The sequence below is a fragment of the Kitasatospora sp. NPDC058444 genome (assembly GCF_042721415.1).
Classification (GTDB): Bacteria; Actinomycetota; Actinomycetes; order Streptomycetales; family Streptomycetaceae; genus Kitasatospora.
On the sequence record NZ_JBHXLL010000040.1, the window covers coordinates 70,715 to 85,275 of the forward strand.

The 14,561-nt window shown below is 74.2% G+C and carries 11 protein-coding genes; all 11 read left to right on the forward strand.

The window, feature by feature from the left end:
• Positions 1-137: 137 nt before the first annotated feature.
• Entirely contained in the window at positions 138-3,551 is a 3,414-nt protein-coding gene (locus ACFWP2_RS31165; protein ID WP_380457662.1) for a type 2 lanthipeptide synthetase LanM family protein, read from the forward strand.
• Positions 3,548-5,758: a peptidase domain-containing ABC transporter gene (locus ACFWP2_RS31170; RefSeq protein ID WP_380457664.1), complete on the forward strand. Its 2,211-nt coding sequence runs from the start codon at positions 3,548-3,550 to the stop codon at positions 5,756-5,758. Before ACFWP2_RS31165 ends, ACFWP2_RS31170 begins: the two co-directional genes overlap by 4 nt.
• Before the next feature lie 91 nt (positions 5,759-5,849).
• Positions 5,850-6,041: a hypothetical protein gene (locus ACFWP2_RS31175; RefSeq protein WP_380457666.1), complete on the forward strand. Its 192-nt coding sequence runs from the start codon at positions 5,850-5,852 to the stop codon at positions 6,039-6,041.
• Positions 6,042-6,090: 49 nt separating this feature from the next.
• Positions 6,091-6,279, forward strand: coding sequence for a hypothetical protein (locus tag ACFWP2_RS31180; RefSeq protein WP_380457668.1), 189 nt, complete (start codon positions 6,091-6,093; stop codon positions 6,277-6,279).
• A gap of 22 nt (positions 6,280-6,301) precedes the next feature.
• Positions 6,302-6,493: a hypothetical protein gene (locus tag ACFWP2_RS31185; RefSeq protein WP_380457670.1), complete on the forward strand. Its 192-nt coding sequence runs from the start codon at positions 6,302-6,304 to the stop codon at positions 6,491-6,493.
• A 22-nt stretch (positions 6,494-6,515) separates the two neighbouring features.
• A complete protein-coding gene (locus ACFWP2_RS31190) occupies positions 6,516-6,710 on the forward strand; it encodes a hypothetical protein (RefSeq protein WP_380457672.1) in 195 nt (64 codons plus the stop codon).
• Between the two features lie 207 nt (positions 6,711-6,917).
• On the forward strand, positions 6,918-7,340 hold the full coding sequence (locus tag ACFWP2_RS31195) for an XRE family transcriptional regulator (protein WP_380457674.1): 423 nt from the start codon (positions 6,918-6,920) through the stop codon (positions 7,338-7,340).
• Positions 7,341-7,451: 111 nt separating this feature from the next.
• Positions 7,452-7,967: a ParH-like protein gene (locus ACFWP2_RS31200; protein WP_380457676.1), complete on the forward strand. Its 516-nt coding sequence runs from the start codon at positions 7,452-7,454 to the stop codon at positions 7,965-7,967.
• The gene (locus ACFWP2_RS31205) at positions 7,960-9,198 is read left to right on the forward strand and encodes an MAB_1171c family putative transporter (protein WP_380457678.1); all 1,239 of its coding nucleotides are present in this window, start codon (positions 7,960-7,962) and stop codon (positions 9,196-9,198) included. Before ACFWP2_RS31200 ends, ACFWP2_RS31205 begins: the two co-directional genes overlap by 8 nt.
• Before the next feature lie 606 nt (positions 9,199-9,804).
• Entirely contained in the window at positions 9,805-14,190 is a 4,386-nt protein-coding gene (locus ACFWP2_RS31210; protein ID WP_380457680.1) for a LamG-like jellyroll fold domain-containing protein, read from the forward strand.
• Positions 14,191-14,279: 89 nt separating this feature from the next.
• Positions 14,280-14,561 (forward strand): hypothetical protein (locus ACFWP2_RS31215; RefSeq protein ID WP_380457682.1); only part of this gene is annotated, 282 nt, incomplete at its 3' end.

The window sequence follows — 14,561 nt, forward strand, 5'->3', positions numbered from 1 at the left end:
ATCAGCTCATGTGAATCGATAGAGAATTCTCATTCACCACAGCTGATCCGCCCGCTGAGCCGTCTCCGCTCCCTCCCCACCGCGCCAGTCCGCCCGGTCCTCCGGATCGTCCGCCCTCCGCGTCCCAGGAGTTCAGCATGCCCTCGAAGACCCCGCCCGATGCCGCGGACACCGCCGCCCCCTGGACACGCGTCGACCGCGCACCGCTGACCGGCGGCTGGTGGGCGCGCGGCCTCTGGCTGGCCGAACGCCTGACCGCCGGGGGCGAACCACCCGCCCCCGTACCCGACGACCCGGCGCGGGGCAGCCTCGGCTGGCGCGCCGACCGGCGACTGGCCCGCTGGCGCTCCGCGTTCGCGGACCACACCCCGGACACCGCCGAAGCCCAGGCGCAGGCGCTCGGCATCGACCCGCCGCTGCTGCGCCGGCTGCTCGCCGAACACCCCGACGCCCTGGCCGCACGCACCGCCAAACCGGACTGGGCCCGCTTCGTCGAGGACGTCATGGCCCGCGCCGCGCAGGCGCCCCCGGCGCCCGAGCGGGCGCACCGCGAGGACCACCGGCACGACGCGGAACACCGGCACGCCGGGGAACACCCGCACGCCGGTGAACACCGGCACGCCGGTGAACACCCGCACGGCTTCGCCGAGTTCGCGGTCCTCGTCGAGCCCTTCCTCGCCGAGGCCCACCGCCTGCTGGACGCCGCCACCGACCCCGCCGACCTCAGCGCCCCCGCCCGCGCGGCGGTCCGGCGCTCGCTCACCGACAGCCTGCGCGAGCAGCTGGTCTCCTCGCTCGGCCGCACCCTGGTGCTGGAACTCCACGTGGCGCGGCTGTCCGGCCGGCTGACCGGCGACACCCCGCGCGAACGCTTCCGGTCCTTCGTCGCCTGGCAGCGGGAGCCCGCCCGGCTGGCCGCACTGCTGGACGAGTACGCCGTCCTCGCCCGGCTGATGGCGTGCGTCACCCGGAACGCCGTACGGGCACACCGCGAGTTCCTCGAACGCTTCACCGCCGACCGGTCGGCGCTGGTCCGGCGGCTCTTCGCCGGACGCGACCCCGGCGAGCTGACCGACGTCCGGACGGGCCGCGGCGACGGCCACGAGGCGGGCCGCTCGGTCGCGCTGCTGACCTTCTCCTCCGGCGCCCGGCTGGTGTACAAACCCCGGCCCCTGGCCGTCCACGAGCACTTCAACGCGGTGGTCGACTGGTACAACACCGCCCTGCCGACCCTCGGCCTCGGCACCGTGACGGCGTGGGACCGGGGCGCGTACGGCTGGATCGAGTTCGTGGAGCCGAGGCCGTGCGCCGACCACGCGGCCGCCGACCGCTTCTACCACCGCCTCGGGGCGCTGCTGGCCCTGCTCTACGCGCTCGCCGCCACCGACTTCCACTTCGAGAACGTGATCGCCGTGGGGGACCAGCCGATCGCGGTCGACCTCGAGTCGCTGTTCCACGTCGGCGTCGCCCACCTGACCGGCAGCCCGCTGGTCGACGACGACCCGGCGCAGCACCTGCTCGCCCACTCGGTGCAACGGGTGGGCCTGCTGCCCTCGGTGCTGGTCGGCGACGGCGGCGCGGTGCTGGACGTCGGCGGAATGGGCGCCGACAAGGGCGCCGTGATGCCCTTCAAGATGCCCGCCTGGGAGGACGGCGGCACCGACGGGATGCGCCTGACCCGGGTGCAGCACACCTTCGGGGGCAGCGCGAACCGGCCGAGCCTGGACGGCCGGGACGTGGACCCGGCGAGCCACCTGCCGTCCCTGCGCGCGGGCTTCGAGGCCGGGTACCGGACCATCGCCGCCCACCGCGAGGCGCTGCTCGCGCCCGACGGCCCGCTGGAGCGGTTCCGGGAGGACACCGCCCGCACCATCGTCCGCGCCACCCGCGTCTACGCCCACCTGCTGAGCGAGAGCACCCACCCGGACGTCACCCGGGACGCGCTCGACCGCGACCGGGTGCTCGGGCTGATCTTCGCCCAGTCCGCCGAGGACCCGGCGCTCCGCCCGCTGCTGGCGCTCGAGGCCGAGGACCTCTGGAGCGGCGACGTGCCGCTGTTCCGCTCCGTCGTCGGCTCCCGCGACCTGCACACCCACCGCGGGCACGCGCTGCCGCGGGCGCTGCCCGAGTCGGGGCTCGACCGGGCCCGGCGGATCATCGCCGCCATGGGCGAGCACGACCTCGCCACCCAGGACTGGATCATCCGGGCCGCCTTCGCCGCCCGCGCCACCAACCCGCGGGCGGGCGGTGCGGAATCCGCGGACACCGCCACCCGGCCGGCCCGCCCCGCCCCGGCCGACCCGGCCGACCCCGGCCGCTCCCCCGCCGACCGCGCCCTGCGCCTCGCCCGGTCCGTCGCCGACCGCCTGATGGCCGACGCCCGCCGCACCGGCGCCCGGACCGGCTGGCTCGGCCTCGACCTGGCCCGGGACCAGTGGCGGGTCACCGCCCTGCGCGACGACCTGTACGGCGGCTACCCCGGCCCGGCCCTGTTCCTCGCCCAACTCGCCGCCGTCACCGGGGAGGAGCGCTACGCCCGGTGGGCCCGGCGCGTCCTGGCACCGTTCCCGGAGCACCTCGCGCACGCGCTGCGCCGCACCCCGAAGCGGACCTGGGGGGCGTTCGGCGGGCTGTCCGGCACCGCCTACGCGTTGGACTGCGCCGCCGTCCTGCTCGACGACCCCGCGCTGGCGCAGCCCGTACCGGAGCTGCTCGCCGCGGCCACCCGCGGCCTCGACGACGACCGGCAGCTCGACCTGATCGGCGGCGCCGCCGGCTGCCTCGCCGTGGCCGAGGCCCTGGCACGCCGGCACGGCCGAGCCGCGCAGGACTGCGCCCGGCGCTGCGCGCACCTGCTGGTGGAGAAGGCCGAACCGCACCCCGGCGGCACCGTCGCCTGGCGCACCGCGCTGACCGGCGAACGGCCGCTGCTGGGCCTGTCCCACGGCGCCGGCGGGATCGGCTGGGCCCTGCTGCGCCACGCCGCCCGCACCGGGGACGCGGACGCGCTGCGCACCGGGCAGGCCGCCCTGGCCTACGAGGAGGACGGCTTCGACCCCGGGCTCGACAACTGGCCGGACTACCGGGAGCAGACCCCCCGGCCCTGGCAGGCCACCCCGCCCCCGGGCACGATCGCGCACGTCCACGCCTGGTGCCACGGCGCCCCCGGCATCGGACTGCTCCGGGCCGACCTGCCCGCCGCCGTCCGCACCCCGGCGAACGACCTGGCCCTGCTGCGCGCCGTACGCTCGACCGCCGCCTTCGGCCGGGACGGCAACGACAGCCTCTGCCACGGCGGTCTGGGCAACCTGGAGCTGTTCGCCGCGGCCGCCCGCGCCGGCCTCGCGCAGGCCGGGGAGCACTTCGCGCCGGCCCGCGACGCCCTACTGGACGGGATCGAGGAGCGCGGCCCGGTCTGCGGCACCCCGGGCGGCATCCCCACGCCCGGCCTGATGACCGGCCTGGCCGGCATCGGCCACGGACTGCTGCGGATCGCCGCGCCCGAACGCGTCGCCCCGGTGCTGCTGCTCGCGCCGCAGGAGGCCCTGTGACCTCCCCGGCCGACGCCGCCCGGACCCGGCCCCGGCGACGCGCCCACCGCGTGCCGCACCGGCTCCAGTTCACCCGCACCGAGTGCGCCGCCGCCTGCCTGGCCATGGTGCTCAGCCACTACGGACGCGACTCCACGGTCGCGGACTGCCGCCCGCTGCTCGGCGCCGGACGCGACGGCGCGTCGGTGGCCGTGCTCGTCGACGCGGCGCGGCAGGTCGGCCTGAGCGTCCGCGTCGACCGCGGACCGGCCGCCCTGGAACAACCGCTGCGCGGCCCGGTCATCGCCTATCTGAGGACCCATCACTTCGTGGTCCTGGAACGGGTCGACCGCCGATCCGTGCGGCTGGTCGACCCGGCTGGCGGGCGCCGCCAGATCTCCCGGCGGGACTTCGACGAGCTGTTCGGCGGCGTCGCGGTCGCCCTGGAACCGGGCGAGCACTTCGAGCAGCGGCACACCCCGCTGCGCGAGCAGCCGATGGTCCGCTACCTGCGGCGCTTCCTCGCCGCCCCGGGCGGCCGCTCGCTGCTCGCCCTGACCGCCCTGGTCACCGGAGCACTCCAACTGCTCGGCCTGGCCGTCCCGTTGCTCACCCGCACGGTGGTGGACACGCTGCTGCCGCAGCACCGCACCGGCCTGCCCGCCCTGCTGGCGCTGTCCGCCGTCGGCATCGCCCTGCTCACCGGACTGCTCACCGCCCTGCGCGCGCTGGCCCTGCTCGCACTGCGCCGGCGCGGCGACCTGGTGCTGACCCGCTCCTTCGTCGAACACCTCTTCCGGCTGCCGCTGCAGTTCTTCCTCGAACGGGGGCGCGGCGACCTGCTGATGCGCATGTCCAGCGTCTCCAGCACCCGGGAGACCATGACCCAGCAGCTGATGACCGTCGCCCTGGACGGCGTCCTGCTGGTCGGCTACCTGGTCGCCGTCGTGCTGCTCCAGCCCCTGTACCTGCTCGCCGTCGCCCCGCTGTTCCTGGTGCAGCTGCTCCTGGTGTTCCGGTCCCACCGCCGGCTGCGCAACCTCGCCCAACTGGAGCTGGTGGCCCGGGCGGAGGAGCAGAGCTACCTGGTCGAGGCACTGGAGGCGATCCTGCCGCTCAAGGCGAACGGCGTGGAGGGCCGCGCAGTGGAGCACTGGCAGGGGCTGTTCACCCGCTACCAGGGCGCGATGCTGCGGCGCGGCCGCGCCACCGCCCGGCTCTCCGGGGCCCAGCGGGCGATGACCTCGCTCGGCCCGCTGCTGATGCTCGGCGTCGGCGCCTGGATGGTCATGACCGGCCGCTCCACCCTGGGCACCATGCTGGCCGCGAACAGCCTGGTGCTGTCCCTGCTGGCACCGCTGGAGACCCTGTCCACCACCGGTCAGCTCTATCTCACCGTCAACGCCCAGGTGGAACGCCTCTTCGACGTCCTGGACGCGCCGACGGAGACCGGCGGCCGGCTGCGGCTCGCCGCGGACCGGGCCACCGCCGTGGACGTCCGCGCCCTGACCTTCCGCTACCAGCCGTCCGGCCCGCCGGCCCTCAGCGGGATCGACCTGTCCGTCGCCGCCGGCGGCAAGCTCGGCATCGTCGGCAGGACCGGCTCCGGCAAGAGCACCCTGGCCCTGCTGCTGCTCGGCCTGCTCCGGCCCGACGAGGGCACGGTGCGCCACGACGGCGTGCCGATCGACCGGCTCGACCTCGCCGACCTGCGCGCCCACTGCGGCGCCGTCCTCCAGGAGTTGAGCCTGTTCGGCGGCAGCATCCGGGACAACCTCACCCTCGGCCGCCCCGACGCCGAGGACGCCGAGGTGATCCGGGCCGCGCGGATCGCCGGGCTGCACGAGGACGTCCTGGCCCTGCCGATGGGGTACGACACGCCCGTCGGCGAGAGCGGCTCGGCCCTCTCGGCCGGTCAGCGCCAACGGGTCGCCCTGGCCCGGGCGCTGGTGCACCGGCCCCGGCTGCTGCTGCTCGACGAGGCCACCAGCCACCTCGACCCGCAGACCGAACGCCACGTCGACGGCGCGCTCGCCGACCTGGCCGTCACCCGGATCGTCGTCTCCCACCGGCTCAACGCCGTGCGCAACGCCGACCAGATCCTCGTCCTCGAACACGGCCGGATCGTCCAACGCGGCCGCCACGACGAGCTGATCGAGCAGGACGGCACGTACCGCCTGCTGTTCGGCGCCGCCGACTCCGACGTGCGCCCCGCCGCGAGCCACTGAATCCGACGGGCGCCCGACGCCCGTCCCCCGAGCCCCGGCCGGCCACCCGGCCGCCCGGTCGCGCAACCACCCACCGAAAGGCAGGACCGCCATGAGCGAGGACAGCACCGCCCGCGCCTGGAAGGACCCGGAGCACACCGCCCGCGCCACCGCCCCCGCCCACCCGTCCGGCGAGGTCGACCTCGGCCTGACGGTCGGCGGCCTCTCCGACGAGGAGGGCGGCAGCGAGGCCCTCAGCACCGCCGGCTGCTGCCCCACCTGGGCCACCGGCACCCACTGCTGACGGACGGACCGCCGCCACCACTCCCGGAACCCGGAACGGAAGGAACGCCATGAGCAACGAGGACATCGTCCGGTCCTGGAAGGACCCGGAGGCCGCGCACACCGCGCCCGGCCACCCGCTGGGCGAGCCGGACCTCACCGCCCTCAGCGGCGGCGAGCAGGAGATGACCATCTTCGACCTGTGCAGCAACCAGACCGCGTGCGGCACCTGCGGCAGCCTCAGCTACGGCTGCTGCTGAACCTCCCGGAAGGAGTCGAACGATGAGCGACGACGAGGTCGTCCGGTCCTGGAAGGACCCGGAGACGGCGCGGATCGAGCGAGGCCACCCGCTGGGTGAGCCCGACCTCACCGCCCTCAGCGGCGGCGAGGAGCAGATCACCATCTTCGACATCTGCGCCTCCATGCAGACCGGATGCGGGACCTGCGGCAGCTTCAGCGTCGGCTGTTGCTGAACGACCGGGAAGGAGTCGAACGATGAGCGACGACGAGGTCGTCCGGTCCTGGAAGGACCCCGAGGCGGCGCGGATCGAGCGAGGCCACCCGCTGGGTGAGCCCGACCTCGCCGCCCTCACCGGCGGCGAGGAGGCCTTCACCTACAACGACCTCTGCGGCGACACCGACCGGAGCTGGTGCGGCACCTGCGGCAGCTTCAGCTACGGCTGCTGCTGACCCGCACGCACCACCCCCGCGCAGGACGTCGGGTCCGGCCCTCCCCCGAGAGCCGGGCCCGCGTTCGTTGCCGTGTCCGGACCCGCGTCCGTTCCGGGGGACCGTTGCCGGGAACCGGCGCCACGCCCGAAGCTACGATGGTCACCGGCGGCCGGCCCCCGTGCACCAGCGCCGCCGTGACCGGCAGTGGCGGCGCAGGAGGCGGAGATGGCGGAAGCCGGGGCGAGCACGCTCGCCGAGAAGATCGAGGTGCTGTTCCGCACGGTCCGGCGCCCCAACCGGGAGCAGTACAGCAACGAGGACGTGGCGCGTGCCTGCCGCGAGGCCACCGGCGAGACCTTCTCGGCCACCTACCTGTGGCAGCTGCGCACCGGCAAACGCGACAACCCGACCAAGCGGCACCTGGAGGCGCTGGCGCGGTTCTTCCACGTCTCGCCCGCCTACTTCTTCGACGACCGCTCCGAGGAGATCCTCGCCGAACTCGCCCTCCTGGAGGCGCTGCGCGACGCCGGTGTCCGGAACATGGCGCTTCGGGCGGTGGAACTCTCGCCCGAAGCTCTGGACACGGTCTCCGATGTGATCGAGACTATCGCTCGCCGGGAGGCTGCCAGGAGCAAGCCGGACCGGTGAGCACGACGTGGTGCCGCCCGAGCAGGCACCCCGCGACGGTTGACCGGCCACGTCGGCCCCGGCGGATAGGCGAGGCGCGCATTGCGGTGGATCCGACGGCACGGCGGACTGATGCGGCGCTGCCGCGCGATCAGCGACTCACTCGAACTCCCCGACCCGTTCGACGCCGCCGAGCTCGTCGCCCGCCTCGCCCACGACCGCGGCCGGCCGATCGACCTGATCGCCGTACCCGCCCGGCCCGGAGCGCCCTGCGGACTGCTGGTGACGACCGGTCAGGCCGACTACATCGTCTACGCCGAGGACACCAGCGAGGTGCACCGCCAGCACATCCTGGTGCACGAGTACGCCCACCTCCTGCTGGGCCACGCCGACGGCCCCTCGGCCGACCCCGGACTCGCCCGCGGCCTGCTGCCCCACCTCTCCCCGACGCTGATCGGGAAGGTCCTGGGCCGCACCGTCTACCTCGAACCCCAGGAGCAGGAGGCCGAGTTGCTCGCCTCGCTGATCCTCAAGCGCGCGCTGCTGCCCGACGGCCACCGGTCCGGCGCCCAGTCCCGGGACGCCGAGTGGGCGCACCGGCTCTTCCCCCTGCTGGGCACGCGCCGCCCGCCGGGCCCGCATGACTGACCCCGTCCTCGCCTTCGCCGCGGTCCTCCTGCTCGCCCTGAGCACCTACCGCTTCTTCGCCGGCCGCCGCGGCCGCTCACCGGCCCTGCGCTACACCTGCTGCTTCGCCTGGTGCTTCGGCGCCTTCCTCGCCCTGATGGCCGGCCAGACCAGGGCGGACATCGACCACGGGACGGGCCTGACGGGCCTGTCCGGCATGCTCACCGACCACCTCAAGATGGGCTCCGCCGGGTTCCTCGCGCTGACGGCCCTCGCCCTGCGCCGGCCCGCGGCCGACGCCCGGGCGCTGCGGCGCCGCCAGGTCGGCACCGCCCTCGCGGTCCTCGCCGCGACCGTCCTGTTCCTGCTCGCCCGGATCCGCGAGGACGGCGGCCAGACGGTGGCCACCGGCCCCTACGGCCCCGCGGCGCTGGCCGGTTACGACCTGGTCATCGCCGGGTACGTGGCCGGCTGCCTGGTCACCCTGCTGCGCCAGACGCTGTACTGGACCCGCCAGGCCGACAGTGCGGCCCTGCGCACGGCCCTCGGCCTGGTCACCCTCACCGACGCCGTCGGCCTGTGCTGGACCGCGTGGGGCCTCGACGACGTCCTCGGCGCGCTGCGCTCGGGCCGTCAACTGGCCACCGAGGACCCGGTCTCGCTGGCGCTCGGGCGGCTGTGCGCGGTCCTGCTGCTGGCCGGCGCCACCACGCTGCTGTGGGCGCGCGCCGGTCGCGCCGCCCGGCGGTGGCGGGTCGCGTACCGCAGCTACCGGTCGCTCGGGCCGCTGTGGCGGGCCCTGCACACGGCCTTCCCGCAGATCGCCCTCACCGCGGGCCGGATCACCGCGGGCCGGATGCCTCCGACCGACGCCGAACTCGCGCTCTACCGCCGGGTCATCGAGATCCGGGACGGGCTGCTGATCCTGCGCCGCTACCGCACGGTCGAAGCCCCTTCCGGCCCGGGCGGCGGCCCCTCCTCCGACGCCTTCGGTGTCGCCGACGAGCCCGGTGCCGCCGAGGAGCCCGGTGCCGCCGCGCGGGCCGAGGCCGCCCGGATCGCCGAGGCCCTGCGCCGCGCCCGTACCGCGGCTCCCGGCGGCCCCCTCCCCGGCGCCCCGCCGTCGGCCGAGCCGCACCTGCCGCACACCGGCAGCATGGAGGCCGAGACCCGCTGGCTGGGCCAGATCGCCCAGGCCCTGCGGACCCTGCCGCCGCTGCCGCCACGGTCGGCCGGCCCGGCGGGCGGCTGAGCGCCGAGGCGTCTTCCCGCCGAATCCGCTGACGCGGAAACGCGATTCGGCAATCCCGATATCCAGCCCGTCCGGCAACTCCACAGCCGTGAGCCCGAGTTATTCTGCCCGATATTCCTGACGGACAGCCAAGCCGTTATCCGAATTCCTCCGCCGGGGGCACCCCGTTCACGGCCGCCTCGCCCGGGAACCGCCGGACCGTCCGTACGCGTCCCGAACTCGGGGCACGGCAGTGGGCCGCCCACGCGACGCACCGTCACCCACGCCGCGCCGCCACCACCCGCGACACCCCTGGTGACCAGCACCGACAGCCCGGCGGTGTGACGCACGCCACCCCAGCCGGACGCCGCGTCGGAGCTGTCAGTCACCGTTCGCCACCACCTCCCGGGGGTCGGAACCGGCCCTGGAGGCCCCGCGTCGATGTGACTTCCGCCACACCGCATCAGGTGGTTTGTCCGGTTCTACCCGAGCTGCTCCCCGTCTGCCGACACATCGACAAGGGCACGCGTCCGCGCGAAATTCTCATGAACCTTTGACACCTGATTAAGCGTCCATAAAGATCCGCTCAAACTTCGCCCACATAACGGAAGTCGGAGCTTACGCACAGTGAGAACAGCAGCAAGACGGTCGGGCAGTCTGCTCGCCGCGGCACTCGCCGCGGTCGCGCTGACCGCCACCGCGGTGGTGCCGGCCGCCGCCGCGGCCGGCGGGACACCACCGCTCGGCGTGACGGACGCCCAGGACACCGCCGAGACCGTGGCCGTCCACGAGGCCGCCCGCACCGGCAAGCCGGTGGAGGTGCTCGCCAAGCGCAGCGAGACCAGTGACACCGTCGCCCAGCCGGACGGCAAGCTGAAGACCACCACCTACGTCCAGCCCAAGCGGGTGCGCAAGAACGGCGCCTGGGTCGAACTCGACCCGACGCTCCAGTCGCTGCCCGGCGGCGCCGTCGCCCCCAAGGGGTCCACCGCGGACCTGCGGTTCTCCGGCGGCGGCAGCGAACCGCTGGTCACGATGGCCCGGGCCGGCAAGGAGCTGAAGCTCAGCTGGCCGAAGCCGCTGCCCAAGCCGAAGGTCAACGGCGCGACCGCCGAGTACACGTCGATCCTGCCGGACGTGGACCTGCGGCTGTCCGCCACCAGGACCGGGTTCACCCAGGTCATCGTGGTGCACACCCCCGAGGCCGCCAAGAACCCCGAGCTGGACCGGCTCCGGCTCGGCCTCCAGGGCACCGGCCTGACGGTCAGCCAGGAGGCCGACGGCACCCTCAAGGCCAAGGACCCGTCCGGCGGCGGCACCGTCTTCGAGGCGCCCGTCCCGGTGATGTGGGACTCCTCCAAGCCGGCCACCGCCGCGCCGAGCGCTCCCGCGAGCGCCCCGGCCGCCGCCCCGAAGTCCTTCAAGGCCGCCCCGCAGGCGGCTCCGCAGGCCGAGGCCCCCGCCGCCGCCCCCGCGCAGAGCACCCCCGCCGCCGGTCCGAGCGACCCGGCCGCCGCCGGCTACGGTGACCTGCCGGGCGAGGGCGCGAAGATGACCCGGCTCAAGGTCGAGCTGCCCAAGGACGGCCTGCTGCTCACGCCCGACCAGGGCATGCTGGCCGCGCCGGACACCGTCTACCCGGTGATGATCGACCCGGCGTGGAACACCCCGCACGCCGGTGACTGGGCGGGCGTCTCGCGCACCTACCCGAACCAGGCGTACTGGCACTTCACGTACAACAGCAACTACGTCCACGACTGGGGCGTCGGCTACTGCGGCGACACCTCCCGGTGCGCGCCGACCGACGTCAAGCGGGCCTTCTTCCAGGTGTCCAACCCGTTCGTCGGCAAGCAGATCCTCTCCGCCACCTTCGGCACCTACGAGAGCTGGTCGTACTCCTGCGACGCCCGGCCCGTCGAGCTGTGGAACACCGGCTACATCTCCCCCGGCCTGAACTGGAACGCCCAGAACGCCTCCGGGTTCTGGGGCCGCTACCTGCAGACCATCAACACCGCGAAGGGCTGGAGCGGCAGCTGCCCCGGCGGCTGGCTGGAGTACGGCGAGGACGGCGCGGTGCGCAACCTCGTCCAGGACGCCGCGAACTGGGGCTGGCCGACCATCAGCTTCGGCCTGAAGGCCCAGAACGAGGGCGACACCCTCGCCTGGAAGCGCTTCACCGACGACGCCTACCTGTCGGTGTACTACAACCTGCGGCCCAACCAGATCCCGATGTCCGACATGACGATGTCGCCGGGCTCGGTCTGCCAGTACCCGGGCATCAGGATCAACAAGATGCCGCAGGTCACCACCCGGGCCTCCGACCCGGACGGCGAGGCCATCGGCGTGCAGTTCGCGGTCGGCTGGGACGACGGCACCGGCCTGCGCCGGCGCTGGTGGTCCACCGGCTCGGAGGACGCCGCACCGGCGGGCAACACCTTCAAGGCCTCCGGCTCGATGTTCTCCTGGCCGCTGCCGACGTCCCTGCCGCAGAACCTCCAGCTCGACTGGGAGGCCCGCGCCTGGGACGGCGCGCAGTGGGGGCCGTGGTCCGCCGACGGTGACCCGACCGGCTGCTACTTCATCGTCGACACCTCCGCACCGGACGGCCCGGCGATCACCTCGGACGCCTACCCGGGCTCCAAGGACGCCTCCGCGCCGCTCCCGTGGACCGACGGCGTCGGCAAGAACGGCCTGTTCACCCTGAAGTCCGCCGCCACCGACGTGGTCAAGTACCAGTGGGGCCTGGACACCTCGCCGTCCGCGGCGAACGAGGTCGCCACCAGCGGCGGCGCCGGGCAGACCGTGCGCGTCCAGCCGCAGACCGCCGGGGTGCACTTCCTCTCCGCCCGCGCCGTCGACGGATCGGGCAACGCCTCACAGCCCGAGACGTACTACTTCAACGTGCTCTCCGGGCAGACCCAGCGCACCGGCTGGTCGATGGACGACGCGAGCGGCACCAGCGTCACCGGCACCGGCGGCAGCCTGGAGGCCACCCTCGGCTCCGGCGCCACCCCGGGCGCGGCCGGCCACCTCGGCGAGGCCCTCGCCCTGGACGGCACCGCCAACGGCTACGGCGAGACCCAGGGCACGGTGCTGAACACCACCCGCGGCTTCGCCGTCTCCGCGTGGGTCAACCTCACCGAGAACACCCGCAACCGGGTCGCGGTCAGTGAGAACGGCAACTCCGCGGCCCGCTTCGCCCTCGGCACGTTCGGCGGCAAGTGGACCATGTGGACGTCCAGCCGGGACAACCCCACCGACTACGCCCTCGAACCGGCGAGTTCGGACGCCCCCGTGGTGCTCGGCCAGTGGACCCACCTGGTGGGCGTCTACGACCCGGTCGCGAAGACCAGCACCCTGTACGTCAACGGCGTTCCCGGCACCCCGGTGACCGTCGCCGCCAACTGGGACGTCCACGGCTCGCTGGAGTTCGGCCGCTCCAAGTACTTCGGCAACTGGACCGACCCGTGGAAGGGCTCGATCGACGAGGTCCGGCTGTGGGACCGCAACCTCGGCAAGACCGAGGCCGCCGACGTCGCCGCCGACAAGCAGCTCACCACCGGCCTGCCCGCCAGGTCGGTCTGGCACCTGGACGGCGCCTCCGCCAAGCCGGTCGGCACCGCCGAGACCGACAACCTGACCGCCTACAGCGGCGTCGCCCTCGGCCGGCCCGGCATCGCCGACAAGGCCATCCACCTGGACGGCGTCGACGACTACCTGCGCGGCACCCGCCCGCAGGTGGACGGCAGCCGGGACTTCTCCGTCTCGACCTGGGTGAAGCTGCCCGCGCCGACCCCCGGTGACACCACCGCCAAGATCGCGGTCACCCAGATCGGCCAGCACAACAGCGAGTTCTCGCTGTACTACTCCAGCTACTGGAAGCGCTGGGCCTTCGGCCGCTACAAGGAGGACACCTCCGCCGACACCCTGGTGCGCACCTGGCAGCCCGACTGCACCCCGGGCACCCAGATCAACGGCGTGCCCTGCTTCGCCGGCACCACCGGCGAGTGGACCCACCTGCTCGGCGTCTCCGACACCGCCGCCAAGAAGCTGCGCTTCTACATCAACGGCTTCCTGGTCGGCGAGTCGGACTACACCCAGAACGCGCCGTGGGCCAACCCCGGCCCGATCCAGATCGGCGCCGTCAACCGCGAGGGCGCCAACGGCGAGTTCTTCGGCGGTGACATCGACGACGTGCGCCTCTACGACCGCGTCGTCACCGGCCCGGAGGCCAGCGCGATGGTGCAGCAGCGCCCGCAGCTGGCCGGCCGCTGGAAGCTCTCCTCGGCCGCCGGCACCCCGGCCGTCACCCCCGACGAGGGCCCGGCCAAGGCCGGCGCCCAGCTCGGCGGCGGCGCCTCGATCAAGGCCGGCGGCGGCGTGCTGCCCGCCCCCGGCACCCTCCTGCTGGACGGCTCCACCGGCTACGCCGCGACCACCTCGACCCCGCTGCACACCGGCCAGAGCTTCACCCTGGCCGGCTGGGCGAACACCGCGGGCGTCCCGACCCGGGACATGACGGTGCTGTCCGTGGCCGGCGCCAACAACAGCGCCGTCACCCTGCGCTGGCACGCCCTGGGCAACGACGCCAACGGCCAGCCGACCGGCCAGTGGCAGGCCGAGGTGCGCGACTCCGACGCCACCGGCGCCGTCCGCACCCTGACCGCCCACACTCCGGCCACCTCCGTCCTGGAGAACTGGACGCACCTGGCGGTCACGTACGACGCCTTCGCGGACCGGCTCGCCCTGTACGTCGGCGGCCAGATCGAGAACCAGGGCTGCCCGGACGGTTCGACCGGCTGCACCCCGCACATCTCCTGGACCGGCGCCCCGCAGCCCTACGAGGCGACGGGCGGCGTGCAGTTCGGCCGGAACAGGTCGGCCGGCGGCTGGGGCGAGTACTTCTCCGGTGAGCTGGACGACGTCTGGCTGTACCAGGGCGTGCTGAGCCCCGCCCAGATCGCCAAGCTCGCCGACTACAACGTCGAGTTGAGCACCTCCACCGGCGTCTGATCTCCCCCACTTCCGCGGGCCGGGCGGCTTCCTGCCGCCCGGCCCGTGGTTCGTCACACCCGTTTTCTCCCTGAGGAGTCGTTCCACCCATGAGCAGGAAGAGGTCGGTGCCGCGGCTGTCGGCCCGCACCAGGGTGTCCGCGGTCATCGCGGGCACGCTGGTCGGGTCGCTGCTGCCGGCACTGCCGCTGGCCGCCGTCGCGGCGGCCGCGGAACCGTACAGCAAGCCCTCGGCGGTCTCACCCGAGAAGCCGGTCAAGGGCTCGGACGCCAAGACCAAGGGCCGCAAGGCCGACACCACCGTCAGCAGGACGGACGGCAAGCACGGCGCCCTGCCCGGCGCGGGCAGCGCCACCGTCGACGTGCCCGGC